Genomic DNA, 25,335 nt, shown 5'->3' on the forward strand with positions numbered 1-25,335 from the left:
CAGCGTTTCGTAGCAAAACATCTATTATCTCTCACCTGAGATCCGCTCTTTCTCGTACCAGGACTGCAGCTTCTTGATCGATGAACGGAGGCCTCCGTTGTCAACATCACGATCTGCTTGAATGGCCCATCTGACGAGGCGATTGTGGAGCACGGCATCAACCGTATCGATACAGACTTCGATGGGATTGGAAAAGCCCATCCGTTGCAGTTACACCCAGTCATTCGAAACGGCAAGATCGCTCCCCCTGCAGGATAAAATCCTGCGTGAGAAAGCGGCCTCTGTGAAAACACAGCTTTGGATCAACCAGTAACAAACAGAGGTTCGAGCGTGTGCCTGTTGGCGTACTGAACAGCCTGACGACCTATCGATTTTTACCAGCGAGCTTCGGAACTGAAAACTCATTCCGAACAGAGCAAATGAATCAATGATGTGACGCAAATGGTTCAGATGGACTCAAGGATACCGCCTTCGTAGTCTGACACAGCAATCGGAGCGAGCGTCAGAGCCTGCACTTACTAAGCGCTTTTTTGAAAATGGATCGAGTAAAGTCGTTGATACAAGCCGCAGCGATTGATGAGTTCGTCGTGAGTGCCACAATCACTTATTCGTCCCGCATCCATGACAATAATCCGATCAGCGAGATCCAATGACGCCAGACGATGGGTAATCATGATCACCGTACGTCCCTGTTTGAATTCTTCCAGGGCTTGATGAATCAGTTGCTCACTTTCCAAATCAATTTGACTGGTTGCTTCATCCAGGATCAGAATCTCTGGGTCACGCAAAATCGCTCGTGCCAGTGCAATCCGTTGACGCTGTCCGCCCGAAAGTCGACTGCCACCGGCGCCAACGTTTGTTTCGTAACCGTCGATAAGTTTTTCAGTGATGAAGCGATGAGCCCTTGCCTTTCGAGCCGCCTCAATCACCTCGGACTCCGTTGCGTTAAGTCTACCACTCTGAATGTTACTGAAGACTGAATCATCGAATAAAATCGACTGCTGCGTAACAAATCCAATCCGCTTTCTCAGGTCACGCAACCGAACCTGCCGCACGTCGACACCATCGATGGCCAGTGATCCTTCCACCGGATCAAAAAATCGGGGAATCATTTGTGCCAACGTCGATTTACCACACCCATTCGGGCCGACGATAGCGATCGTCTCACCAAACTTGATTGACAAGTTGATATCTTCGAGAATAGGGCTTCCTTCGTCGTAATGAAATCGGATGTCCTCAAACTCAAGACGATGGTGGGGCCTTGGCAAGGCAACCGGTTGTTGGGGAGCTTGAATTGAAGGCTCCATATCCAGCAACGGAAAAAGGCGATCGGATGCTGCAATACCCGCTTGAATCGAGTTAAAAATCTCGGATAGTTTTCTGCCCGGTTCCGTCGTCCCGATCAACAACCCATAGAAAACCAGCAATGAAGGTACGTCTAAAGGACGATCGCAGATCCGTATTCCAAAGAGATGCGTTTCCTGATTCAGTGTCAAATAGGCGCCGGCCACGAGAGCCAGAGAGATCATCGCAATGCCCAAGGTTTCGGTAATCGGTTTTGCGAGAGCGCTGTAAAACGAAATCCTCATCGCTTTCTTCAAACATTCCCTCGCCACTCGATAAAACTTTTTTCGCTCACGCTGCTCGAGGGTATAAGCTTGAACCGTTTGAATTCCGTTGAATGTCTCCGTGAGAACTCCATACAGTTGGGTAATCTCTTCCAGCACGCGTCGATTCGCGCGTTTAATCGACCCAGCCAGTTTTCGAATCAACAATGCGACAATCGGCGCGAAAAACAACGAAAACACGAGCAGTCGCCAACTGATCAGCGAAGCACCAATTAGACAAGCAAGCATTTTCAGTGGTTCACGAACTGCACTGCCAAAAAGGTTCTTCAGCCCGGATGTCGCGTAAGAAATGTCAGTATTGAAGCGACTTAGCATGCCACTCGTCCGTTCCTCGCCGTACGCCGCTAAATCGAGTCGTAGTGCCTGATGATAGAACTGCCTGCGAATCTCAAACGTCGTATGCTGTTCAAGTCTCGCCACACACATCGTGTTGGCAAACATGAAAATGCCTTTGAGAAACGTGGCAAATACCAGGCAAATCACAATGACAACAACAGTCTGAAAGGGATCGTTGGGAAACAAACGATAGATCACCGGTCGAATTCGCTCGCGAGCCGCCAAAACCCTGTGTTCCGCCGTCAGATCAAATTCGATCTGATTTAACTTGCCCTTCAGCTCCGAAGTACGCTGAGCCGTTGCGTCAAACAATTGCTGCTTGGTCTGAGCAATCTCTTTCTCATAACGGTCTATCGTGGTTTCCGATGTTTGGATCTCATCGTCAATCCAGGCTTGAAGCGAACGACCTTGGAAAGCCACTTGAATCACGGGGTAGAGCGCGCCGATATTTCCGCCCCACAGGACGGCCACCAGCAACGAAAACGTAAAGGTTCCGGCAACGGTCCACCGGAACTGGCAGGCTATCTTCAGCACTCGCCCAAAATTCTTCATTATCAGCACCTATCTTGGCTTCCAAACATTGAGGCAATCTTTTAGCAGGACGGCGCCCATCCACCAATATCGACGCAGTGGCAGAGTGAGATTTCGCTCGGCTGCGAGAGAGATACCAGCAACGCTAGCGACAACAAAGGTTGTCAAACGGCGGCGCGTACAATCCGGGAAAGGTAGGCAGGGAGGACAAACGGCCAGTTTGTCGACGATTTGGCTGAGGAGAGAATACGGTCGCTGCGATCACTGACCTGTCAAGCGATCGTTAAAAATCACGAAACCGATAGCCGACGCCGCGAACTGTTTGAATGACATCGGCATGACGGTCTAATTTTTTCCGTAGCGAACGAATGTGAACATCAATCGTTCGTTCTAGTACCACTGCATCGCCCCCCAGTGCGGCATCGATCAGATCATGCCGGGAAAAAGCTCGACCAGGTTGTGAGATGAGTGCGTCGAGTAATGCAAACTCGCTTGGAGTCAGCTCCATCACACGATCGTCGGCGGTCGCAACGTGACTGCGACGGTCGACCACGACGCCGTATTTTTCGACAATTTCCGTGACATCCTTGACAATGTCTTTTCGCCGCATCAACGCTTTGATGCGTTCCATCAGCACTTTGACGCTAAAGGGTTTTGTCACGTAATCGTCGGCGCCCACAGCGAATCCAACAACTTAATCGATCTCCTCCGCCTTGGCGGTCAGCATCAAAACGAGCGTATCACGAGTGAGAACATCGTTTCGCAATTGTCGGCAAACTTCAATTCCATCCATCGTCGGCAGCATCAGATCGAGGACAATCAGCGCAGGATGATTTCGGCGAGCCATTTCGAGCCCTTCGTGACCGTCAGTCGCCAAATCGACTTGATATCCGTCTGCCTGAAGATTGTAAGAAAGGATCTCCGAAATCGCAGAATCATCTTCAACAATTAGTATTCGCGTCCCTATATTCATCAACCTGCATACCTTAAAGCTGCCCGGCACTTACTCAAGCGCTGAGCTATTTATTGCACTGCATCGGTAAGATCTACGACTCATGGTTGATGACGAATGTCATCGCCTTGTACCATGTAGACAACCTCTTCGCTGATGTTTGTCGCCTGATCGGCAATTCGCTCGAGGGACCGTGCGATCAATACTTGTGCCAAGGCTCCCGCAACTTCACTGGGACCTTTCAGTATTTCTCGGACAACCTCGAGACTCAACAACTCACCAACGACCTGGTCGTTGAGTGCATCAACCATATTATCGCTTGCAATCGTCGCTTTTGCTTTGAGAATATCACCCTGGACAAAGGAATTGAGCGCATCACTAATCATGGTCTTGACAACGTTGCCCATTTTATGAATTTCAGGCATCAACTGAAGTTGATTCTTGGTAACCATCAACTGCAAGCTTTCGCACATATTCACCGCGTGATCGCCAATACGTTCTAATTCGGCTGTAATCCTTGTAATGGATAGAATAAGCCGCAAATCGCCGGCAACTGGACTGTAAAGTGTCAGCAACCTGACAGCTTCCTTGTCGATTTCCAGTTGCATTTGATCGAGACGTACTTCTTCACTCAGCACCCGACCAGTCATTTCCTCGTTATCGGCACCTGAGATGGCATCAATTGCCTGCAACACCATTTGCTCGGTCAAATTTCCCATATCAATGACTTGCTGACGCAAGACCGACAAATCATGATCCATCTTTTTCATTGTCGAAACCAGTACGAGGGTGAAACGAAGCCAAAACCACACTTTCCTGAAGGACGATTATCCATACCGACCTTCAATGTACATTTCGGTTTCTTTTTTTTGGGGATTCAAGAACAGTTCGGCAGTTTCCGCATGCTCGACAATTTCTCCTAGCAACATGTAGACACATTCGTCGGTTGCTCGACGTGCCTGAGCCATGTTGTGGGTCACGATGACAATCGTAAACTTATCACGGAGACTCGCAATTAACTCCTCAACCCGTTCAATTCCCTCGGCATCGAGCGCGGAGCAGGGTTCATCCATCAAAATCACACGTGGTTTAAGCGGCAACAAACGAGCAATACAGAGTTTTTGCTGTTGTTCAAGCGTGAGCGATGTTGCTCGTCGTTTCAGATTATCCTTCACGGCGTCCCACAGGTGAACTTCGGTCAGCGATTCTTCGACCATTTCATCGCGTCGCGACCGTTTTAGCTGCCGGCGACTTGAGTGCACACGAGCACCAAACACGATATTTTCGTAGATCGAAATTGGCAACGGATTGGGACGCTGGAACACCATTCCAACGCTTTTCCGTAACTCACTCAGCGAAACATCTTCATCGTAGATATTCTTTTCTAAGATCTTGATTTCGCCTTCGGTGGTCACATTCCCGTAGCGTTCATTAATGCGATTGAAGCTACGCAAAAGTGTAGTTTTCCCGCAGCCTGATGGACCAATCAAGCCGGTGATGATGCCACGCTTGGCTTTGAATGTCACATCTTTCAAAGCTTGGAAATCACCATACCAAAGGTCTAAATGCGTCGCCGTGATGCTGTATTTCGCGGGGACATTGTGCGAAGTCAGCTTGACGGGAGAACGCGCCATCTTGGTTGCCTCATGGAGTTTCATTCTAGCCAAAGCCTCCCGTCACATATTCGTAAGTTATTTTTTGTTCAGGTTCAGTAAACAACTTTTCTGTCTCTCCGATTTCCACAAGTTTGGAATCATTGAGAAACAACGTGTTATCAGCAAGGCGGTGAGCCTGCTGAACGAGGTTCGTAACCAGTACGATGGTCATCTCATTTTTCAGTTCGAGTAGGACGTCCTCAATCTTCATCGTGGTGACCGGGTCAATGGCAATCGAAAACTCATCCAGGCACAGGATATCAGGACGATTCGAAAGCGCGCGAGCCAGCGTGAGCCTCTGTTGCTGACCGCCTGACAGTTTGGTTCCAAGCGAATCCAGCCGGTCTTTGACTTCATCCCACAACATGGCCTGTTTCAAACAGGTTGTCACCAATTCGTCCAATGCTTCCCGATCATGCAGTCCCTTGCGGCGCGGCGCGTAGGCCACATTTTCGTAAATGGAAAGCGGCAATCCAACGGGCAGCGGAAACACCATTCCCACCCGACGACGCAACGCATAAACACTCCGCATTTTCCGCACATTTTCATCGCCCACGGACACATCGCCGGTGACTTTCGCCGCGTCGATAAAATCAATCGTACGATTGATACATTTAAGCATCGTCGTCTTCCCCGAATTCGCCGGCCCGATCACACCCAGAATGGTATTGCGAGGAACCCGAAACGAGATATTGTCCAGCGCAACATCGCTGCCGTACTTTACCGTCACATGATCGAATTCAATGATCGTGTCTGATGTCATTTACCACTTCTTTCGCGATCGAAGATAAACTCGCGCGCCAATCGAAAGACTGTTTACCGCCAGCACCAAACCGATCAGCACAACGGCTGTGCCATAAACAACCTCCTCCGGCGCGTTATTCACCTGAGTCATCAACGTGAACAAATGCATCGAGAGTGCCATAATTTTATCCCCTAGACCGTAGGGAAAAAATGACTCCCAACCTTTATCCGCGACGCGTTGATAGAAGGTGGCCCCGGTGAATAGAATCGGGGCGGTTTCTCCAGCAGCACGAGCAACCTGCAAAATCACTCCCGTCAAGATTCCACTGATCGAATTCGGCAACACAATAGTGCGAATTGTCTGCCAGCGAGTCGCTCCCATGTTCCAGCATGCTTCTCGAAAAGACATCGGAACAGCAGCAAGTGCTTCTCGAGTACTCGTAATGATGACCGGAAGAGTCATCACCGCCAAAGTAAAGGAGGCTGCTAACAAAGATTCACCCATCCCAGCCGCCAAGACAAAGGCACCAACGCCAAACAACGCGTGAACAATGCTGGGAACACCCGCGAGATTCACAACCGCTAAATTGATCAAACGCGTAAACCAATTCTCTCGAGCGTACTCATTTAAATAAACTCCGGCCAAGATCCCGATCGGCGCAGCAACCAGCAAGGAGATAAAGACCAAGAAAAAGGTACCGATCAGCGGTGCCCAAATGCCACCCGCCGTCATGTATTCACGTGGATTTTCTGTCAGAAAACCCCAACTCAACGCCGGCATGGCCTTGTAAAGCAGATAGCCCAAAATCAACAGGACGGGCGCGACTAACATCATCGACATGACGAAGAATACTAACTTGGCGATCGCTTCCGACCACTGCTTCTTGCGCTCGTGTCGCGTTGCCGTAAACACCAAGCGTTTCTCAATCCGGATCAAATCGCCCGGTTTCGTGGCGAGCTTGCCGGCTTGATGGAGTTCGGTTAGGCCGACCAAGGAAGACGGCACATCGGGCCAAGGATCGCGTTCACTCCCATCACCAGCAGCACCCAGTAAGTGGGTGTCATAGTAGAAAGTCTGATTTGGCTTTCGTTTCTTTCGAACGTCACTCATTTGCTTGGAAAATGAGACATCGATGCTGCCAGGAGCTGCGCAGGATCCATCCTCCTGATGGCAAGTTGCCATCACCGCCTCGAACGCATCCTCAAGAGTCGGAAACGCATTCTCGTCGCTGCTAACAACGTCAGAGGTTTTACTGCACACGGTGTAGGCCAGTGCCTGTTTCCTCCAGTCGCTTTCTTTTCCGTCTGAATCCGGATTGTCGATTCGGGTTGAGTCAAAGTCAGACATCTTCGCGGCCCCGGATTCCTTTGACCACGAGATCAGCGATCAGATTCACAAGGAAGGTAATAGCAAACAAAACAACTCCGATCACAAACAACACACGATAGTGACCTCCACCACGAACTGCCTCTCCCAATTCAGAAGCGATCGTCGCCGTCAATGTACGAGCAGGATCGGTCAGTCGGGTGGGAATATTTACCGCGTGTCCGGTGCACAATAGCACCGCCATCGTTTCACCAATCGCACGCCCCACTCCCAACAGGACGGCTGCGAGTAGCCCATTCTTAGCAGCGGGAAACAAAACGCGATAAACAATCTCCCAACGGGAAGCACCCAGGGAAAGCGCCGCTTCCCGGTAAGAGTCCGGCACCGCCTTCAGGGAATCTTCTCCCACAGAAACGATGACCGGAACACTCATCAAGGCTAAGATGACACTCGCGTTCAGAACATTCACACCCACATACGCCGGCTCGACAAACGGAAACACATGACTGAGATGGTGGGTTGAGGTAATGATCATCGGCCCCAACACCACGACCCCGATGAATCCCCAAACAACAGACGGAATCGCCGCCAAAAGCTCGATCACAATCTTGAGCGTCTCTCTCACACGGCCCGTACAAAACTCAGAAATGAACACCGCCGCCCCCAATCCTAACGGGACGGCCAGCAGCATCGAGCCGATAGTCACAGCACCCGTACCCACCAGAAGAGCAAAGATTCCATACTGAGGTTTATCTTCTCGATCCGGTCGCCAAGCCGTTGACGTAAAGAACTCCTTAAAACTGAACCCCTCAATCGACACAAAGCCTTCTCCGAGGCTACCAACCGCCTCGGTAAAGACAAACATGAAGATGGCGGCAACGAATAGAATAGCGCTCCAACCGCAAAACCAGATGACGGCTTCGACGACCGGTTCAGTTTTGTCCGCAATCAAATGAAACCAGTAAACAAATAAATTCCGAATCGAATTTTTTTTGCCCCGATTTCCCGATCGATTATTCGCCTTCATTCTCAGGCCAGCCCTCTACTTGATTCCATTGAGTGATGGTGCCGTGCTCGCCATAAATCTCTTTCAAATCATCGAGGGAAATCTCCTTCAATGGATTTTCTTTGTGTACATAAACGGCCAAGGCATCGAGCGAGGTGGTAATTTCTTTCACCTTTTTACCGCCTGCATTTTCGCTGGCTTTTTCTCGTTCGGCCGGCTTCATATCACGGCTCGCATTTGCTAAGTCGACGGTGCCTTCGATCAGTTTTGCAATGCCAACTCCGGATCCACCACCCGAAACCTGCACATCGACATTCGGATACTTCTTCATATATTGCTCAGCCCATGCCTGAGCAAGATTGACCATCGTATCGGAGCCGGCCACCTTGATCCGTCCATCGCGAGGCGATGTGTCACCTTTGACTTCAATCGCTTCAACTGGGACGTAACCAATTTCTTTGACGATCGCCTGTCCTTCAGAAGATCGAATCCAATCCAAGTAATGCTTGGTTGCCCCTTCGGGTTCACCGAGCACATAGATGAAGAGCCCGCGAGCAAGCGGATAGGCTCCAGATGCCGCGTTCTCGGAGGTGGGCGCGACAGCCGTATCGCCCGAAGATTTCTTCACTGCCAACATCGTGACTTCCGGGGTGGCATAGCCCATACCGCTGTAGCCAATTGCCATGGGGGTCGTAGACACCAGTTCGACGACGTCCTTGGACCCACTCTGATCGATCGATCCAAGCTTGAATTGACCATCTTTCCCCAAAACCGCTTCACGAAAATAAGCGTAAGTACCCGAGTTGTTTTGCCGACTCACTCGGACAATCCGATCGGGACTTGAACTCCCCCCAGACCCGCAACCATTCAGCATTGACAGAGTAACAACCAGAACCATACCGGATGCAACAAGACGCAACATCGTGCTTAATCTCCTTGACCATCAATCAGGCACCTAGGAATCAACGCATTTGGCCCCTGAATGCTCGCTTTGACGGCGACGAACCGAGTTTGAATATCAGTCTGTGTTTGAATATCAGTCTGAAACGGCTAGAAATTTAACAAACAAAGATAAAAAAACCATGAAGAGAATGTGAACGATTAATGAATTAAGCCAAGCAGCTTATTTTTCGCTCAAAGAATGCCGATTCCGTAGCTGAACGGCCCGCACGCCTGGAAATTCCTTGCATCACCCCAAACAATTCAAAGAATCTTCGTCAACCCAAGGGAAGGCGAACCCAAAATGTGCTGCCCTTCCCCGGCTGGCTTTCCACCCCCACATTGCCACCAAAGAACTGAACGAGATGTTTCACAATCGAAAGCCCTAAACCCGTGCCGCCCAGCTCTCGAGATCGTGCCTTGTCGACACGATAGAAGCGTTCGAAGAGTCGATCTTGATTTTCCGTTGCAATCCCGATTCCCGTGTCACTCACTTCGATCAAGCCCATCTGGTTATCTTGCCCCCACCGGATCACCACCCTTCCATCGGCCGGTGTGTATTTAATCGCGTTGGTGACTAAGTTGTCAAGTATTTGCAGCAGAGCCTCGTCGTCCGTTCGCAGTGCGACCGACGAGTCAGAATTCTCCGCGATCAGTTGAATGGACTTTGCATTGGCCGCCGCCTGGTGCCTTTCCAGACAGGCTTCGACAATCGGCCGCACGACCACATTGTGCATCTCGTAAGTTTCTTGGCCAGATTCAATCCGAGTCAAGCTCAACAAATCCAGAATCAATTGGTAAAGTCGATCGGCTTGATCTTCGATACGTTGCACGAAGAGCACATTGTGGTCCCGATCGTCAATCGCCCCATTTCGCAACGTTTCCGCATAGGCCTTGATCGAACTCAGCGGAGTCTTCAATTCATGCGACACATTGGCGACGAAATCTTGACGCAGGGACTCCAAACGCCGCAGTTCTGTTAGATCATCGATCACCATGATCACGCCAGGACACGGCTCACCGGGCAGAGGACTAATATGTACTGACAAGATCCCATTCCGATGTCCGCGCAATTCAATCTCGACGATCACCGAACTACGCTCTGCAAAAGCTTTTTCCACTGCTTCGCGTAACATCTCATCACGAATGGTGGATAAGAAGAGAAGCCCTTGTGCAGTCGATGCCTCAAACTCGAATAGTTGGCCAGCAAGGTCATTCGCGAACAGAATCCGCGTTTGGTCATCGAGAGCGATGACTCCCTCGTCCATTCCACCCAAAACGGCTGCCAACTGGTCACGACGCTCGCGTAACTCGTCAATGCGTTCCGTCAATGTATTGCTCATCCGATTGAAAGAGGCGGCCAAAATACCAATTTCATCGCGATTAGAAACCGAGATAGGCTGATGACGATCTCCGGCCGCAATTCGTTCCGCCGCAGAGGTCAGTTGCGTCAGCGGCTGGATAATGCGGGCGACTAACACATAGCCGACCCCAATCGCGAAACAAATCACCATTGCAGCAAAGAACCAAACTAATTGACGAATCCGTTCATAGCGTTCCTCGAATTGCCGAACGGGCAACGAAACTCGAGCCAGCGCGATCGGTTCCTGATCTCTATCCACTCGCACTGCTCGATAGATGTAGGATTCACCGAAAGTCGCACTAAATCGCTCCGAAAAACCAACACCTTGCCGCCCAGCTTCGATCAATTCCGGACGATTGCGGTGATCGTCCATCTGATTGACCTGCTGCACCGAGCTTTGCATCGAATCGGCCAAAACGCGACCATCTAACGAGATTACAGTGAGACGACAGTCGGTTCTTGTCCCCAAACTCTCAACCATTTCCTGGAATTGTTCAGGCGTATTATGATCCATCGAACTGGCTACAACTTGGCTCAATAACACCGCGTTCACTCGCAGGTGTTCACTGAATTGTCGCCGCATTTCGCCCTCCTGTAGATCGGTAATTAGCACACCGAAGATGAGTGCCGACAAACCAATCAGTCCTACGAAACCGGACAGGAATTTCCAGAAAAGACGTGACGACCACATGGATTCAATTGCCTCTTCGCTCGTTTGACATCAATACTCCCTCGCAAAACGCGACGGATGCTCACCAACCAGCAGCACCTCCCGCGAATTCCGATCCTCCAACCCGACTCACTGTATCATAACGGCGATGGTGATCACCGCGCAACTCGCGTACAAAGAGCGTGATCTGGCATAACCAGGCAACGCCAATCGGCCCCCCTGGCGATCGTCACACATCAGTGAATCGCTTGAACAGCGAATCGAAAACGTGGCATCGAACCATCCTTGGCTGAACGGGACGCATTGGATCGAATACGTACCTCCCTGCAAACCGGCGGTCAAGCAGACGAAAACAGGTAAGCACGGATCCGCTACGCGGGTCATTCTCGTAGAACGTGACAATGCGATCAAGCGATGATCGTCATATCCTGTCAGACGTAAAATGGGGCTGATCGCTGTTCAGCCGCCAGGAAGTGAGCGCACCCAATGAAAACGCACGTCACAATTCACCGTTGCGACGTGCGTTCATTGACTTTGAACCGATCAGACAATCAAAAGACTTGCCCGAATTCGGGTCGGCGACGGCCCAATTGAGATTGCAGTCGTTGCACAATGCTGCTGTGCATCTGACTTACGCGACTCTCGCTCAAATCAAGCGTCGCACCAATTTCCTTCATCGTCAACTCTTCATAATAGTAGAGGATGATGATCAAACGTTCGTTACGATTCAGGCCTTTTGTCACCAATCGCATCAGGTCATTCTTTTGAACGCGACGAGTGGGATCCTCGCCCTTCTTGTCTTCCAAAATATCGATTTCGCGAACATCTTTGTAGCTATCCGTCTCATACCATTTTTTATTGAGACTGATTAGGTTCACAGCGTTGGCTTCCAGAATCATCTTTTCCAATTCCGGCATGCTCAATTCCATGTGTCCGGCGAGTTCCGGTTCGGTCGGTGGGCGGCCGAAGCGAGCCTCCAATGTCTTGGTGGCTTCACCCAATTTACTGGCTTTGGAGCGGACCAAACGAGGCACCCAGTCCATCGTTCGCAGTTCGTCTAACATGGCACCGCGAATACGCGGAACGCAGTAGGTCTCGAACTTGACACCTCGCGACAAGTCGAAGGCATCAATCGCATCCATCAACCCGAACACGCCGGCTGAAATGAGGTCATCAAGCTCGACGCCATCTGGCAATCGAGCCCAAATCCGTTCGCCGTTGTATTTCACCAGAGGCAAATACCGTTCCACGAGCCGATTCCGCAGCTCTTTGTTGGTCATGTCCGCCTTGTACGTTTGCCAAACGCGTTCCATCTCTTCGTCGCGCGCTCGCTTAGCGGGGGCAACCTTTGTGGCTGTCGTGACTGCCATGCAATCCTCCATGATATGTTGACCGGCAATCTTTGAACGACCGTACAGTCCTTGGGACTAAGACCTGAGGGACTTCGACGCTCAGCGTTTGTTGCAAGGAATCACTTCAACGCCAAGATCACCGAGTCGCCATTCAGTGAATGAACTTCTCGGAGGGCGGATGCCAGAGAACGGGTTGTCACAATCGCAGATGATTGCGTTAACCGCTGTCCGAAGCCATCCTTGGCCCTTTGACAGTCAAAGTCTTCGTACTCCCTACAGTTTACCGCACCCTCGCGCGGCAACGCTGTGTCTTGTTATCGGTCGTTCAATACTGCTCGATTAAATCTTTCCTCTGAATTCGATAGGACAAGCAAATTGGAGTGCAAATAAACGTCAAACTCCGACTGGAATCGCACGTCCAAATGCACGCCGAACTTCGGTATACTCGTTGGCAAAATCCTCCATCGACCGACTTAACGGGGAGGACGGAGCATGCAGCATCAGCGGGCGTTGTGCCCGCTCGGCCTCGCTGGCATTTTCATCTCGAGGCAAAGGGTTCGGTTGATGGAGCGAAAGGTTCAGGAATCGATCACAGGATAGCGAGACGCGTTGAGAAGCCTCTCTGGCCTCGCTCGCGTCCAGCATCTGATTAATAATCAACCAGCACCCAGCACGTATTGGCTTGGAAACCGTCTGTTTAAAGGTGGAATAGGCGGCCAACACGCAATCTTCTGCCGGCGTTGTAACAATCATCAGATCGTCGACCCCCGAAAGGAGAGACATTTCATCGCCAGCATGCCCACAATCAAGGATGACTAATCTGGATTCGGCCAACGACAGCAATTGTTCTTGGAGACGTTCTGTCGCAAGCTCCTTCGTACTCGCATCATTCGATTCGAGTTGCACTCCTGTCAGCACCGACAGACCGGCGGGGCCTGCTTGTAACATTTCACGGATCGATTTACTCCCCACTAAAAATTCACTCCAACGCCGCCGCGGTTGCAGCCCTAAATGACGAGCGGTAGCAGGCCGTTGAAAATCAGCATCGACCAGGGTGATCGGCCACCCCAGACGAGCGAGGGAAACCGCCAAATTCACCGCAATTGTGGTGGTTCCAATCGACGATTGCGCCCCGACGATACCAATTAGCCCCCGTTGTTCCTCACTCGAATCGAGCGAGGACACCTGAGTTACCAGTTGTCGCAATGCTTCAGCCTGATCTGTCATGCATTCGATCCGTGCGGGACTACCAAGGGTGAAAAGTTACCCGAAACAACAAGTCGCTGACTACACCAATGTTTTCAACCCTTCCGTCCCCAGAAGCACGCTTGCTAATTTTTCTCGTTCAGCAACGACGATGTCGTCGGGCACGCTTTGTCCGCAACCAAGATAACTCAGCGGCAACCCCACCGACCGCACCAGGGGAACTAAATTACCCAGTCCGCTGGCTTCATCCAGTTTCGTGAACAGCAATGCGGTCGTGCCAACCGACTCGAAGCAATGTACCGTTTTGGTGAGATGCGATGTGGCTCCAACTGCACTCAGCACCAAATGAACTTCGTCCACGCGCGCCTCTTGTAACATAGCTTTGAGTTCTTGTATTTGGACTTCATCGTGAGGACTCCGGCCGGCCGTATCAATAAAGACGATGTCTTGTTCCGACAATCGCACAACGGCATCTCTCATTTCTTGGGGCGTGGAGACGACTTCCATCGGTAGATCAATGATTTCGGCATAAGTGCGTAATTGGTCGACGGCGGCAATGCGATAAGTGTCCACCGTGATCAACCCAACTCGCAATTTGTCTTTCAAACGCAAATTGGCAGCAAGTTTCGCAATCGTTGTGGTCTTTCCCACGCCAGTCGGTCCAATGAGCGCCACGACTCGACGTTTGTCGGGAGTAAGACAAATCGGCCCCGATGTTTGCAACTGATTCTCAAGGTGTTCTTGTAGTTTCCCACGTAATTGGGCCAAGTCGTTCAAGTCGACATCGGACGCCGCACGACGCACCTCGGCGATCAATTCGCGTGCCACCGACTCGGAAACACCCGCATCCAAGAGCTCGGCCAGCAGATCAAAGATGGGCCCCGTGGCTTCACGTTTCTGCCGCGGCTTGGAGAGTAATTGCTCCAAACCGGTCGGACCATCCTGCTCTAAACGCGCGAGTCCTCCCCGCATACGTTGTCGGTGATCTTGGCTATCCGCCCTGGGCACGTCTGTTGTCGACACAGTTCCAGCCAGACCGTTCAAGGGCGAAGGGCGGCGGCGTAAATGGACCGAGACATTGCCCTGCCCTGGAGACGCTCGTCTCGCTTCGATTTCGTATTGTCGACCACCCGCCATGCGTGACCACCAAGCAGTCGGCACTTCACGCGTCTGCAGAACGGTCGTCTCGGGACCTAGCTCCAGTCGTACCATCTGCAGCGCTTCCTGCAAAGACTTGGCTCGATACGTCTTGATCTGCGACGTTTGTTTACTCATCGGTCTCACTCACGATTCCCAAGGAAACAACTTTTGTTTCGGCAGTGATTTCTGCGTAGCTCAAAATGATGGCCTGTGGCAGTGCGTGGCGCGACATGCGACGTACTGCGGGACGAATTTCGGCCCGAACAAGTAGGATTTCAGGCCGCCCCTGATTCCGTAAGCTCGTCAATTCTGCATCAATTGTTCGACTGATCGCTTCCATTTGTTTCTGCGGTAGATTGACGACCAACTCCCGATCGCGAGTTTGACTCGCATTGAGAATTCGTTCTTCCAGCGCCGGATCAAGCGTGATCACATGCAAACGCTCTCGCTGATCTCGGTATTGGGCACAGATGGTTCGAGCCAATCGCTGACGCACCCGTTCCGTCAACTCGACGTCAGAATCCACTTGCCCGACTTCATCCCCCAACGTTTCCAAAATCATGCTCAATTGTCGAATTGACACGCCTTCCGCAAGTAATCGTTGCAGAATCCGTTGCACATCCGACAATTTCATCACCGCGGGAATGAGTTCGTCAACCACAGCCGGAGCCTGTCGTTGCGTCTCGTCAATCAAATGCCGTGTTGCGTCACGCGTCAGCAACTCCGGCGCGTGCTGAATCACCACCATTTGCAAATGCTGCATCAACACATTCACCGGATCCAGCAATTCAAATCCCATCTGCTTGGCTGCCTGGACATCTTCCGGAGCAACGCCCAAGAGCGGATTCACGTAGGCCGGATGTCGAATCAATTTCCCGTCAAAGCGAGGGCGTTGCGAATCTGAATGCGTGAGTAACACCAAGTCGATAGGTAACTCGGCACTCGCCACTGAATTGCCATTCACCTTGATGCGGTACTGGGGTTCGGCGAGTCGCAGATTGTCGCGAATACGAACCTTCGGTAGCACAAGCCCCAAACGGGTTGCCATAATCTGGCGCAGCTGTGTGATTCTCGACAACAAACTGCCGCCACGTTTCGTATCCGCCAGACGCACCAGCGACAATCCCAACTCCAGTTCAACCGGATCAACCGTCAGATACTCTTCGATTCTTGGCTCAAGTTTCTGAGGCGCTGGCTTGGCACTTTCCTTCTTCTCCACCGCAGATACCATCTCCGTTTCCTGCGGCCCCTTCATCAAGACCGCTGCACCGCAACAGCCAGCCGCCAAGACAATCAGCGGTAGCGAGGGGAGACTGGTTAACAACATCAGCAACAACACGCCCGCGGACGCCCACATTACCTGCGGACGATTGAGAAGCTGCGTCAAGAAATCGATCGGTAAATTCGATTTTTGCGTAGAACGAGTCACCAATAATCCCGCCGCCAACGCAATGAATAACGCCGGTAATTGACTCACCAACCCGTCACCAATCGTGAGCTTTGTAAACACATCCGCTGCGTTCAACGGAGACATCTTGTATTGGAGTATTCCGATCGCCAACCCGCCAACAATGTTGATCACGGTAATAAAGACAGCGGCGATTGCGTCGCCACGGACAAACTTACTCGCTCCATCCATGGTCCCATAAAAATCAGCCTGGCGAGTAATATTGGCACGCCGACGCCCTGCTTCGACGTCGTCAATCACCCCCGCACTCAGATCGGCGTCAACCGCCATTTGCTTTCCCGGCATCCCATCTAAGGCAAACCGAGCAGTGACTTCGCTGATCCGCGTCGCCCCCTTCGTAATGACCACAAACTGAATGACCGCAATAATGCAAAAGATCACCAAGCCAACCAGCACTTGATCGCCAGCCACAAATTGCCCAAAACTCTGAATCACACCACCCGCAGCACTCATTCCCTGCGAACCTTCCGTTAAGATGAGTCGGGTTGTGGCCACATTCAAGACAAGACGGCCCAGAGTCGTCGCTAACAGCACAGTCGGAAAGACACTAAACTCTAACGGTGCGGATACGTAAATTGTCGTCAACAAAATGATGACCGACAACGCAATGTTGGCGATAAGTAGTAAGTCAAGCACGACCGGGGGTACAGGCATCAAGACCACCAACAGGCATACAATCAAAGCAAGCGGCAGCAGAAGTTCAGAAGCCCGTGGAAACCGTAACATTTTCTCTCACTCGGTGAACACCGAGTCATGAACAGGTCGCAAGAAATACAGAAAAGAAAAAAACAAGGAAATGTGGCGAAGTGCGGGCGGAGAGTACTCCATTGAAAAGCGAATGTCTAGATCGCTTTCAGTCGGCACCAGCATGTGATATCAGCATTGCTTCCATCCGTTATCCGCGAAAACAATATGAATTCAGACAGCACGAAGCGACCACAGTACCCCACCTGGGCTCCCCGATTCTGGCACGGCATGCTCTTCGGCGATTGGATCAAGCTCTTGAGCACGCATCGATTCCGTGTTCATCCACTCCGCTGGGGCTTGGCTGCAACGGTTACCGGAGCGACTTTCTTTAACTCGACCATGCGGCTCGCAAGTCAGGCAATTTATGCGAGACGAGCTCTTGAAACGCCAATCCCACAAGATCCTGTCTTCATTCTGGGACACTGGCGGAGCGGCACAACCTACCTCCACGAACTGATGTCCTGCGATAGCCGCTTTGCAACACCAACCACCTACCAATGCTTTGCGGCCAATCATTTCCTCATGACCGAGAAATGGGTGCCACGTCTCCTGTGGTTCCTGATGCCGTCAAAGCGGCCGATGGACAATGTGAGTGTAGGCTGGAATGCGCCCCAGGAAGATGAATTCGCCCTTTGTTCGATGGGAATCCCCTCGCCTTATCTGCGGATGGCATTTCCGAACGAAGAGGACCGCTATCTTAATTACTTGGATCTGAAGTCCCTGGATGCCAATGAGCTGATGGAATGGCAGCAAGCCATGCAAGCATTTCTGCAAGGGCTGACTTTCGACAGTGGCAAACGGCTCATTCTGAAGTCACCGACACATACGGCTCGAGTCGGCTTGCTTTCACAAATGTTTCCACGGGCAAAATTCTTGCACATCGTGCGCGATCCGTTGGCCATCTACCCATCGACTTTGAAGCTGTGGAAAGTCTTAGATCATGTGCAAGGGTTTCAAATCCCCAAACATCGCAAGCTTGAACCCTACGTCATTGAAGCATTCCAACGGATGTATCAGGCATTCGAACAGCAGCGAAACCAGTTGGCCGACGATCAAATCTTCGACATTCGCTACGAGGAGCTGGTGGAAAACCCCAGCCAGATCCTCTCGCAAGCCTACGATCACTTAAATCTGGGCGACTTTAGCACCGTCCGCAAGCGTCTCGAGGAATTTGCCGGTGGAAAGCGCGAATACCGCACCAATCAATACCAACTGTCGGCGGAAACTCAAAACGAGATTCTCGACAAGTGGGGGTGCTACGCCACCAAGTATGGCTACGTAAACCAGAACCACTAGTCTTTCATCTCAGGCTCCGATGCTTGCGCAACGCGACTCGCATTCAGTGCTTGCTGCGTGAGTGAACGTTTTCGACTTAACGAAACATCGTTTTGTACCGCTCGAATCTCCTCGCGTAACTCTTCGGGCGACATCTGCAGATCGCGTTCGAACTTGAGTTTCTGGAGCAGGTAATCGATGACTCCAAACAGCAGCAGCACGGCTCCTACCGAGGTCGAAAATTGTATCAGTAAACCGGCTCCCGCGTTCAAGAGACGATCTGTCGGCTGCAAACTAAGTTGCAGCAAGTTGGGCAAAAGATGTCGAATCAAAGCCGCCCCGGCCACCAGCATGACAACGATCCGAACGATCAACAAGCCGATGCGCGCAACTTGGCTGCAGGAAACCAAATGCTGTGCCCTGGCGAACGGATTGAGTCGGTTGAAATCGGGCATCATTTTTTGGGGAAGCCAGAGAAAGCCCGTTTGGGTCAAATGCACCATGACAGCGGCGCCACAGATGAGTCCCAGCACAGGAAGCAACCCGATCAAAGATTCTATACCGACTTGCTGTAATTCTGTTGCTTGATCGGCAAGTTGATCATGTCTCATACCGGGTGCACTCAATTGACGACGCATGAGCTGCGAGAGAATTTCAAACATCCGTGGAGCGGACACCACAATCGCTGCGACCGCCCCTAAGAAGATCACCGCCGAGGCCAGTTCTTGGCTACGAGGTAGATGCCCCTGCTCGCGAGCCAACCGGCGACGTCGCGGCGTTGCAGCTTGTGATCTATCTTCGGACATTATTTAGTCAGCCTTGCAGAAACCACTAATCAATCCGTTGCTTCAACTTGCCAATCAGCCGCCCACATTCACAACCGACCGACGAATCGAGGTCAACACTTGTTCTAGCCCGGTCTCAAGATGCAATTGAAATAGCCAGGCAAAGCCCCCAATGGACAAGCAGGCAACGGCCAACATCACGGCAAAATTAATCCCCAAGCCAAAACCGAATGTCCCCACTTGCGGCAAGGCTTTCGACAACAGCCCGATCAACAAAGTTGACATCAGCAGCGAGAAAGCGACCGGCGCAGCGGCTCGAATCGCCAACTCAAAACTGTGCTTGAGCAATTCACCCAGAAGCACCACCGCGTCCATCGAAGGCGCTGTGCCGCCCGGCGGAACCCACTGAAACGTTTGCAGCAACGCGTGCACGACCTGCCGATGTCCGCCAATCGACAGAAAAATGGCGATCGACAAGAGACCGAAAAATCGCTCCACCGGCGTCGCACCAAAAGAGGTGCCAGGGTCGACGTCCACTGCTGACTGTCCTGACATCTGACTGATCAACGTCCCGACTTGCTGGAGACCGGAAATGATAATCAACACCGAGAGCGCTAATCCCAGCCCAAAAACAAGTTCTCGCACACATCGGATTGCCAACTCCCAACTGTTCAAATCGGCGAGTGGCAGCGTGAACAGATAAAGGGGCGTGATCATTACCGAAACCACGACCACCAAGGCAAAACGCAAACGCACCGGAATGGTGCGCCCCGCAATCACGGGAAATAACATTGCCAGCGGCAGCAGTCGAGCCAAAATAAAAACAAACGGCAAAATCAGGTTGGTTAAGCCCAGCATTTTCTCAACGAATCACAGCCTCAGTATCAGGTCAGTAATGAACGCCCGAAAACATTTCGGAAGCGTACTGAGTTAAATGTTGCATCAGCCAGGGAAGCATCACTGTCAACACCGCGAGAATTGCGAGTAACTTTGGCACAAATGTCAAAGTTTGATCATGCAATTGCATTACCGATTGGAGTAATCCAACCACGATACCCACGACCGCACCGACAATCAAAATCGGTGCGCAAAGTATCAGCGTCGTCAGCAACGCATCGCTGGCAAGTTCAATGACTTGGTAATCCTCCACCTGTTACCTTCCTTTATTCAAAACCGTCAGGCATAAGTTTGAAAGCTTTCAAGCAGCATTCCAACCACCAAATTCCACCCATCAACAAGTACGAACAACAACAACTTCAACGGCATGGAAATCATCGCGGGTGGCAGCATGAACATTCCCATCGAGGTGGTGACCGCAGAGACAAACAGGTCAATCACGAGAAACGGTAGATAAATCCCAAACCCAATCAGAAAAGCGGTCTTCAGTTCACTCAACATAAAGGCGGGCAGCAACGCTCGCAGGGGAACTTCGTCGTAAACGGTGGGTGGAGTCTTGACATCCGGCAAGTATCGCAAGAACAACCAGACATCTTCACTGTTTTGATTATCGCGAATCTGGCTGCTCATAAATTCTCGTATCGGACGTTCGGCAGCTTGCCAAGCCTGGCCAACACTCATGTCGATTTCTTCGTTAGTATACGGCTCGACAGCGTCATGATAGACACGTTCCCAAGTAGGCCACATCACCAAGACAGTTATGAACATGGCGATCGCCGTCGTCACCTGAGCGGGCAGCATTTGTTGGGCACCAAACGCCTGCCGCAACAAGCCCAGCACCACCACCACGCGTACGTAGGATGTGGTCATTAACAGCAAAGCGGGAATCAGCCCAAGTAACGCCATCGTAATAAACACTTGAGCCGAAGAGGACATACGATCCGGTGTGATCCATGACTCAGCCTGCTCCAAAGCGAACTCGGACATCGCGTCAAGATTTGCTCCGGAACTTATGGGCGACGAATCGCTACCCGGCTCTTCCGCAAATTCGGTCGACAGCCGATTGGCAGACGTGTCGACGGGACTGTTCGGCACAGTCTCCTTAGCCACAGTCTCCTTAGCCACAGTCTCCGAATCCAGTCGCGGAACCTCGGCTCTGACGATGCCTGTCGATAAAAAGGCAAGCAACATCGGGACCGCCGCACTCCCAAGTGCCAGTCGCCTGCGTTGCTCAACTCGTCGTCGTCGACTCTTCAAAGAGATCTCTCCTGAGCGGTGATTAACCAGCCCGAAATGAAGATAGATTCCGGTCCGTAACAAGCCCCTGAAGATTCGTCGGCAGACGACGAACATGACCTTTGCCAAGCTGATCAATGACGCTTCGCACTTCGTCTGGATCAGAGATCTCCGCCAATCGTTGCATGCCTTGCGAGGATTCGATCAACACAAGTAATCGGCCACCAACCCGCACCAAATGCAACGATTGCTTGCCGTTCATCGGAACCTTGCCATACACTTCGACTAAGTCTGCAGGCAATCCTGCTTCACGTCCTTTTGAAAGGCGCCAGAGCAGCATCAAGCCGGCAAAAATCGCCAAGATAACGCCAAACTGTTTTGAGTTCCGAGGAATGGCATGTTGCCAAGATTGAGTTGAGAACTCCGAGCCTTGTTTGACGACCGGCGGCTCCAATCTCAACGGTTCACGCCCCAAGGTCTCGGGGACCGCAGAGCCAACAGCACTCGCCTCCGATCTCTCGACTTGCTGCGCAGTGACGGAGGCGATCCCCAGGCAGAACCAGGCCAGAAAAATGACAACCGGAAGACACTTGTATTTCAATTTATCTTGTTGCATGCTTGATTTTTCTTTCTCTGCCACCCTATCAATTCCAAGAGTCAGGCTGTTCGTCGACGAGGTGACTGTCGCAATTCCGTGATCTGAATCGCCATACGAGAATCGACAATCACAATTCGTCCGTAAGCCATCACCTCCCGATCCATCAGGAGTTCCACCGGTTCGTCCAACAAGGTCTCGAGCCGAATCACTTGTCCCGACTTGAGTAATTCCAACTCGCGCAACGTGAGTCCGCGGTTTCCCAACCTGACTTCCACCTCAATTTTCTCGGATGAAAGATTGAGGTCTTGCCAGGCGTAGGGAGCTGGCGTTGAAATCGGCTTGTCGTGCGCACCATCAACTCGCACCTGTGGCGAACTGGCCGAACGTGTCTCATCGTCATCTTGGTGAGTCACGGAAACGCTTACGTCACTCGGCATCAGAAAAATCCTCCCATTGGGGCGGAAAACGACGCAACTTCCGGCCACGAGGAAATCGCTGACAAAAGGCGATGCGGACTGTCGTCGATCGAGGGCCACAATGCAAGATCAACTGACCTTACCATCACCGCTAGCGATGCTAATCGTCACGAACTTGTCGGTTGGGCTAGTGTTCGATAACCCCTGCGACCCGATGCCGTAGCTCTTTGGCCAATCGAGCATCGCTGTTGGCCACGTTATCGAGAATTCGTTCTCGTGTCGGAGAATTCGTGACGTCGAGGATCGTGGCCAACCGTTGAGCCACCTCGGCTCGATGGATCGAACGTTCAATTTGCTGATTTAACCAACGCTTAAATTCCTCGCGCACATCATTGAGCTCCAATATGGCGGTTGGCTCGAGTTCGACGAGTCGTTCGAGAACCTGTGTTTGGACGCTTGCAGGCAAGTGAGCGACCACCTCTGAAGCGCGTCGAGTGGATAGTTGCGAGAGTGCAACGGCGATCGCTTGCGGCAATTCGTCACACAAACAATCGGCAATAAGTCGGTCCGATGCACGGTCGAGAGTCGATTCACTGGGAGCCTCGCTTCCGATAGCATGCTGCCCAACGACGTTGGTCTCCACAGGAATTTCACGATACTGCAACTGCCCCTGCTGCCCCAAAAATTCTCGAATCGCAGCCAACTCCTCCTGGGGGCCGACATCAGAGATCCCCATGATGGCGTTGCGAATCAACTCCGCCTGAGAATCATCCATCTGTTCCAACAAGGCATCTGCCACATCTCGATCCAGACTGGCTACCAAAACAGCGGCTTTTCGCATCGTTTCCACCTGATCGCTCAAAAGTTTCACCCTGCTTTTGCAATCCATTGATTGAGAACCCGGGCGGCATGATCCGGATCTTCTCGTACCAGATCGGTAAGCGTCTCGCGCAAAGCCGCATCCTCGTCTAACTCATTTGGCACCACCTCTCCGGCGTCGTTTGACTCACCCGTCGATGGGTAGATCCGATGGGCTGTCGCTACCGCGGCCTGCTTGCGACTGATCAATTGAACAATCAGCACTCCTAAAGCAGCAATGATCAACGCTACGGCTGCCGACCAATTTCTCAGTCGACTGCTGAGCCTCTGCCTCGTCGAAACGGAACTGGCAGTTTGAAGATCGTCGAAGGTTGTCACGGTCACGTTCAGCTGACGATGCTCATCGGGCATGGCGCCCAGAATCGCCGTCCGAATTCGCTCGTCAGCGTCGGCAGTCACCGAAGCCAACGTCCACTCACCCGGCGAATCCTCACGTTGTCGCTTGGCAAACAAGGAAGCGTAATAACTCCTGGGGACAATCACCGAGATGGCCACCTGCCCAAAAGAGCTCAAATCCAAAAGCTCGGCCGAAGCGGGAGCTTTCTCTGGCAATTGCAAACCAACAACCACTTCCGCCTGCGGTACCATCCGCAGCACCTTACGAACCTTGGCTGTGAGGGCTTCTTCCATCTCTTGAGCGCGTAACAGCAACAGATCTGCAGATTCATCAAGATCCACTGCCCCGCCGCCATAGGACCGGCCCGAGCCCAAAACAGTGAGATTCACATCATCGATCACCATCCCGGCACGTGCCGACGCGACCATCCTGCGAATCGAAAGTACCTGAGGCCGACTTAATACTTCTTTGGCACCCTGAGGAGATGACTTTGGCAAAATACATACCGATGCGGTGGTGATCCGAGAGCGTTTCAATCCGCGTTCCTCGATCTCATCATAATGGACATATGCGTCATCGATTTCAGGCATCGTCCGAATTGCGAAGGCCAAATCCTGCTCCAAAGCCCGCAACAGTTTACTGCGACGTTCAGATTCTCGTTCTAATAATCCCGTCGATTGGATCGCTGCATCTTTGTGATCAAAAGCCCTTGGGTATGCCGAGTTATCGGCAAGCGCTTGCAAAAACCGATCGGCTTGTCCCGTCGGGACATGTATGTTTCCATCCAGCATCGAATAGCCGCTAAGTTTTGCTTTCGCAAAAGCTGCGGTCATCCGATCCAGCTCCTGAGTCGACAGATTGCGAGTCTGGTACAACACTTCGGTTTTCGCTGGAGAGCCGTATCGCGAGGAACCAAGTACAGTCACCCCCGTAACGATGACGACAACCAAGATCGCAACTCGCCAACCAGCCGAAATTTCGCTGAATTTGGACGACCAAAACACCGTTTGTCGTCGCCACTCATCGATCCGCGTATTCATACTCAACGCTACCGATCATTCAAAATGACAAACAAAACAAGTCAACATCCTGAGGATTCCGCATCTACAAAATGCTCCCTTAATCATCCAAGCAACCCAACAACGTCAGGCAGCAGCACGTGAACGATTCGGCCAAGGCAACAGTAAGGTACGAGCGAGACCACCTTGGGGACACGACATCGTGTCAATTTGCAAGCCAGATCGTGCGGCGATCCCTTGCCATGTTTTTAGCTGAGACGGCTGATTGACGCCGCCTCCAAACGCAAAACTCGAATCCGATACCTCAATCTCAATACCGATCGAACCAATCACCGCAATCACATCCAACTGCCCGCCTTCGGGCATCGCATTCAAACTGTCCTCAATCAGATGTGCGAGAATCTCCTGGGTAAGCTGCGGACTCACGATCGCTCGGAGTTCAGCGTCCACATCGACAATCGACTCGATACGTTGCTGCTTCATCCGAGCCTCGAAGGCTTGACAAGCGCGCTGCACCATTTCACGGACGTTTATCTCAACCGGACTGTCCTCGGGGCGCGACAAACTCGAAACGGTATCGACTGGGGGTCGGATCACGGACGCACGAAATGGAATCTGGTTCAACGTTTCAACTCCTCGTCTTACGGTACAACTCGCACCTGAATTGAGACAAAAGCGGGCAATTTGTAACGCCAATGGACAAACGTGTCAACGCGTTCTGAAACCCCCTTTCATCCACTAACGCCAAGGCAACGCGGATGACATTGACAAGAATGGCGAGGTAAATCAACCGATGCGATCGAGAACACCGGTCAAAGTGGAAACGGAG

At 51.8% G+C, this 25,335-nt stretch carries 24 protein-coding genes; 1 reads left to right on the forward strand and 23 read right to left on the reverse strand.

Annotated features, from left to right (window positions below):
• Positions 1-518: 518 nt before the first annotated feature.
• From P8N76_23330 to P8N76_23395, 14 genes are all read right to left on the reverse strand, one after another.
• Entirely contained in the window at positions 519-2,516 is a 1,998-nt protein-coding gene (locus P8N76_23330) for an ABC transporter ATP-binding protein (protein MDG2384621.1), read from the reverse strand.
• 262 nt (positions 2,517-2,778) lie between these two features.
• Positions 2,779-3,156, reverse strand: coding sequence for a response regulator transcription factor (locus P8N76_23335; GenBank protein MDG2384622.1), 378 nt, complete (start codon positions 3,154-3,156; stop codon positions 2,779-2,781).
• A gap of 33 nt (positions 3,157-3,189) precedes the next feature.
• Positions 3,190-3,468 carry a response regulator gene (locus P8N76_23340; protein ID MDG2384623.1) on the reverse strand — a complete coding sequence of 93 codons (279 nt, stop codon included), beginning with the start codon at positions 3,466-3,468 and terminating at the stop codon, positions 3,190-3,192.
• An 80-nt stretch (positions 3,469-3,548) separates the two neighbouring features.
• Positions 3,549-4,217, reverse strand: a complete 669-nt coding sequence (phoU, locus tag P8N76_23345; protein MDG2384624.1) for a phosphate signaling complex protein PhoU — start codon at positions 4,215-4,217, stop codon at positions 3,549-3,551.
• A gap of 57 nt (positions 4,218-4,274) precedes the next feature.
• Positions 4,275-5,081: a phosphate ABC transporter ATP-binding protein gene (locus tag P8N76_23350; GenBank protein ID MDG2384625.1), complete on the reverse strand. Its 807-nt coding sequence runs from the start codon at positions 5,079-5,081 to the stop codon at positions 4,275-4,277.
• A gap of 25 nt (positions 5,082-5,106) precedes the next feature.
• Positions 5,107-5,865 (reverse strand): phosphate ABC transporter ATP-binding protein, encoded by a 759-nt coding sequence (locus P8N76_23355; protein ID MDG2384626.1) that lies wholly within the window; start codon positions 5,863-5,865, stop codon positions 5,107-5,109.
• Complete coding sequence (pstA, locus tag P8N76_23360) at positions 5,866-7,194, reverse strand: phosphate ABC transporter permease PstA (protein MDG2384627.1); 1,329 nt, start codon at positions 7,192-7,194, stop codon at positions 5,866-5,868.
• The gene (pstC, locus tag P8N76_23365) at positions 7,187-8,200 is read right to left on the reverse strand and encodes a phosphate ABC transporter permease subunit PstC (protein ID MDG2384628.1); all 1,014 of its coding nucleotides are present in this window, start codon (positions 8,198-8,200) and stop codon (positions 7,187-7,189) included. Before pstC ends, pstA begins: the two co-directional genes overlap by 8 nt.
• Positions 8,187-9,101, reverse strand: a complete 915-nt coding sequence (locus P8N76_23370; GenBank protein ID MDG2384629.1) for a substrate-binding domain-containing protein — start codon at positions 9,099-9,101, stop codon at positions 8,187-8,189. Before P8N76_23370 ends, pstC begins: the two co-directional genes overlap by 14 nt.
• Positions 9,102-9,396: 295 nt before the next feature.
• Positions 9,397-11,172: an ATP-binding protein gene (locus P8N76_23375; protein MDG2384630.1), complete on the reverse strand. Its 1,776-nt coding sequence runs from the start codon at positions 11,170-11,172 to the stop codon at positions 9,397-9,399.
• A gap of 530 nt (positions 11,173-11,702) precedes the next feature.
• Positions 11,703-12,521, reverse strand: coding sequence for a FliA/WhiG family RNA polymerase sigma factor (locus P8N76_23380; GenBank protein MDG2384631.1), 819 nt, complete (start codon positions 12,519-12,521; stop codon positions 11,703-11,705).
• Positions 12,522-12,896: 375 nt separating this feature from the next.
• Positions 12,897-13,730 carry a hypothetical protein gene (locus tag P8N76_23385; protein ID MDG2384632.1) on the reverse strand — a complete coding sequence of 278 codons (834 nt, stop codon included), beginning with the start codon at positions 13,728-13,730 and terminating at the stop codon, positions 12,897-12,899.
• A gap of 60 nt (positions 13,731-13,790) precedes the next feature.
• A complete protein-coding gene (flhF, locus tag P8N76_23390) occupies positions 13,791-14,984 on the reverse strand; it encodes a flagellar biosynthesis protein FlhF (protein ID MDG2384633.1) in 1,194 nt (397 codons plus the stop codon).
• Complete coding sequence (locus tag P8N76_23395) at positions 14,977-17,043, reverse strand: flagellar biosynthesis protein FlhA (GenBank protein ID MDG2384634.1); 2,067 nt, start codon at positions 17,041-17,043, stop codon at positions 14,977-14,979. The genes flhF and P8N76_23395 overlap by 8 nt, the downstream gene beginning before the upstream one ends.
• A gap of 186 nt (positions 17,044-17,229) precedes the next feature.
• Here P8N76_23395 and P8N76_23400 point away from each other — a divergent pair, with 186 nt between their 5' ends.
• Positions 17,230-18,360 (forward strand): sulfotransferase, encoded by a 1,131-nt coding sequence (locus tag P8N76_23400; GenBank protein MDG2384635.1) that lies wholly within the window; start codon positions 17,230-17,232, stop codon positions 18,358-18,360.
• On the opposite strand, the gene P8N76_23405 is transcribed toward P8N76_23400, so the two are convergent.
• The 9 genes from P8N76_23405 to P8N76_23445 all read right to left on the reverse strand — a co-directional run bounded on the left by P8N76_23405 (position 18,357) and on the right by P8N76_23445 (position 25,130).
• Positions 18,357-19,145 (reverse strand): EscU/YscU/HrcU family type III secretion system export apparatus switch protein, encoded by a 789-nt coding sequence (locus P8N76_23405; protein MDG2384636.1) that lies wholly within the window; start codon positions 19,143-19,145, stop codon positions 18,357-18,359. The genes P8N76_23400 and P8N76_23405 overlap by 4 nt on opposite strands.
• A 54-nt stretch (positions 19,146-19,199) precedes the next feature.
• Entirely contained in the window at positions 19,200-19,982 is a 783-nt protein-coding gene (locus P8N76_23410) for a flagellar biosynthetic protein FliR (GenBank protein MDG2384637.1), read from the reverse strand.
• A gap of 31 nt (positions 19,983-20,013) precedes the next feature.
• Positions 20,014-20,274 (reverse strand): flagellar biosynthetic protein FliQ, encoded by a 261-nt coding sequence (locus P8N76_23415; protein MDG2384638.1) that lies wholly within the window; start codon positions 20,272-20,274, stop codon positions 20,014-20,016.
• Positions 20,275-20,300: 26 nt separating this feature from the next.
• Positions 20,301-21,278 (reverse strand): flagellar type III secretion system pore protein FliP, encoded by a 978-nt coding sequence (gene fliP / locus P8N76_23420; protein ID MDG2384639.1) that lies wholly within the window; start codon positions 21,276-21,278, stop codon positions 20,301-20,303.
• 22 nt (positions 21,279-21,300) lie between these two features.
• A complete protein-coding gene (locus tag P8N76_23425) occupies positions 21,301-21,873 on the reverse strand; it encodes a flagellar biosynthetic protein FliO (protein ID MDG2384640.1) in 573 nt (190 codons plus the stop codon).
• A 41-nt stretch (positions 21,874-21,914) separates the two neighbouring features.
• The gene (locus P8N76_23430; protein MDG2384641.1) at positions 21,915-22,292 is read right to left on the reverse strand and encodes a FliM/FliN family flagellar motor C-terminal domain-containing protein; all 378 of its coding nucleotides are present in this window, start codon (positions 22,290-22,292) and stop codon (positions 21,915-21,917) included.
• Between the two features lie 166 nt (positions 22,293-22,458).
• Positions 22,459-23,112 carry a hypothetical protein gene (locus P8N76_23435; GenBank protein ID MDG2384642.1) on the reverse strand — a complete coding sequence of 218 codons (654 nt, stop codon included), beginning with the start codon at positions 23,110-23,112 and terminating at the stop codon, positions 22,459-22,461.
• A gap of 26 nt (positions 23,113-23,138) precedes the next feature.
• Positions 23,139-24,527 carry a hypothetical protein gene (locus P8N76_23440; protein MDG2384643.1) on the reverse strand — a complete coding sequence of 463 codons (1,389 nt, stop codon included), beginning with the start codon at positions 24,525-24,527 and terminating at the stop codon, positions 23,139-23,141.
• A 105-nt stretch (positions 24,528-24,632) separates the two neighbouring features.
• Positions 24,633-25,130 (reverse strand): hypothetical protein, encoded by a 498-nt coding sequence (locus tag P8N76_23445; protein MDG2384644.1) that lies wholly within the window; start codon positions 25,128-25,130, stop codon positions 24,633-24,635.
• Positions 25,131-25,335 lie beyond the last annotated feature (205 nt).

The sequence above is a fragment of the Pirellulaceae bacterium genome (genome assembly GCA_029243025.1).
Taxonomy (GTDB): Bacteria; Planctomycetota; Planctomycetia; order Pirellulales; family Pirellulaceae.

What these genes read in the sequence shown, in the direction of transcription:
- P8N76_23430 (MDG2384641.1), bottom strand. Translation starts at nt 22,292, where the DNA reads ATGCCGAGTGACGTAAGCGTTTCCGTGACTCACCAAGATGACGATGAG.
- P8N76_23375 (MDG2384630.1), bottom strand. Translation starts at nt 11,172, where the DNA reads ATGTGGTCGTCACGTCTTTTCTGGAAATTCCTGTCCGGTTTCGTAGGA.
- P8N76_23440 (MDG2384643.1), bottom strand. Translation starts at nt 24,527, where the DNA reads ATGAATACGCGGATCGATGAGTGGCGACGACAAACGGTGTTTTGGTCG.
- pstC (MDG2384628.1), bottom strand. Translation starts at nt 8,200, where the DNA reads ATGAAGGCGAATAATCGATCGGGAAATCGGGGCAAAAAAAATTCGATT.
- P8N76_23340 (MDG2384623.1), bottom strand. Translation starts at nt 3,468, where the DNA reads ATGAATATAGGGACGCGAATACTAATTGTTGAAGATGATTCTGCGATT.
- phoU (MDG2384624.1), bottom strand. Translation starts at nt 4,217, where the DNA reads ATGAAAAAGATGGATCATGATTTGTCGGTCTTGCGTCAGCAAGTCATT.
- P8N76_23425 (MDG2384640.1), bottom strand. Translation starts at nt 21,873, where the DNA reads ATGCAACAAGATAAATTGAAATACAAGTGTCTTCCGGTTGTCATTTTT.
- P8N76_23380 (MDG2384631.1), bottom strand. Translation starts at nt 12,521, where the DNA reads ATGGCAGTCACGACAGCCACAAAGGTTGCCCCCGCTAAGCGAGCGCGC.
- P8N76_23385 (MDG2384632.1), bottom strand. Translation starts at nt 13,730, where the DNA reads ATGACAGATCAGGCTGAAGCATTGCGACAACTGGTAACTCAGGTGTCC.
- pstA (MDG2384627.1), bottom strand. Translation starts at nt 7,194, where the DNA reads ATGTCTGACTTTGACTCAACCCGAATCGACAATCCGGATTCAGACGGA.
- P8N76_23395 (MDG2384634.1), bottom strand. Translation starts at nt 17,043, where the DNA reads ATGTTACGGTTTCCACGGGCTTCTGAACTTCTGCTGCCGCTTGCTTTG.
- P8N76_23330 (MDG2384621.1), bottom strand. Translation starts at nt 2,516, where the DNA reads ATGAAGAATTTTGGGCGAGTGCTGAAGATAGCCTGCCAGTTCCGGTGG.
- P8N76_23435 (MDG2384642.1), bottom strand. Translation starts at nt 23,112, where the DNA reads ATGCGAAAAGCCGCTGTTTTGGTAGCCAGTCTGGATCGAGATGTGGCA.
- P8N76_23410 (MDG2384637.1), bottom strand. Translation starts at nt 19,982, where the DNA reads ATGCTGGGCTTAACCAACCTGATTTTGCCGTTTGTTTTTATTTTGGCT.
- P8N76_23355 (MDG2384626.1), bottom strand. Translation starts at nt 5,865, where the DNA reads ATGACATCAGACACGATCATTGAATTCGATCATGTGACGGTAAAGTAC.
- P8N76_23405 (MDG2384636.1), bottom strand. Translation starts at nt 19,145, where the DNA reads ATGTCCGAAGATAGATCACAAGCTGCAACGCCGCGACGTCGCCGGTTG.
- P8N76_23350 (MDG2384625.1), bottom strand. Translation starts at nt 5,081, where the DNA reads ATGGCGCGTTCTCCCGTCAAGCTGACTTCGCACAATGTCCCCGCGAAA.
- P8N76_23400 (MDG2384635.1), top strand. Translation starts at nt 17,230, where the DNA reads ATGAATTCAGACAGCACGAAGCGACCACAGTACCCCACCTGGGCTCCC.
- flhF (MDG2384633.1), bottom strand. Translation starts at nt 14,984, where the DNA reads ATGAGTAAACAAACGTCGCAGATCAAGACGTATCGAGCCAAGTCTTTG.
- P8N76_23370 (MDG2384629.1), bottom strand. Translation starts at nt 9,101, where the DNA reads ATGTTGCGTCTTGTTGCATCCGGTATGGTTCTGGTTGTTACTCTGTCA.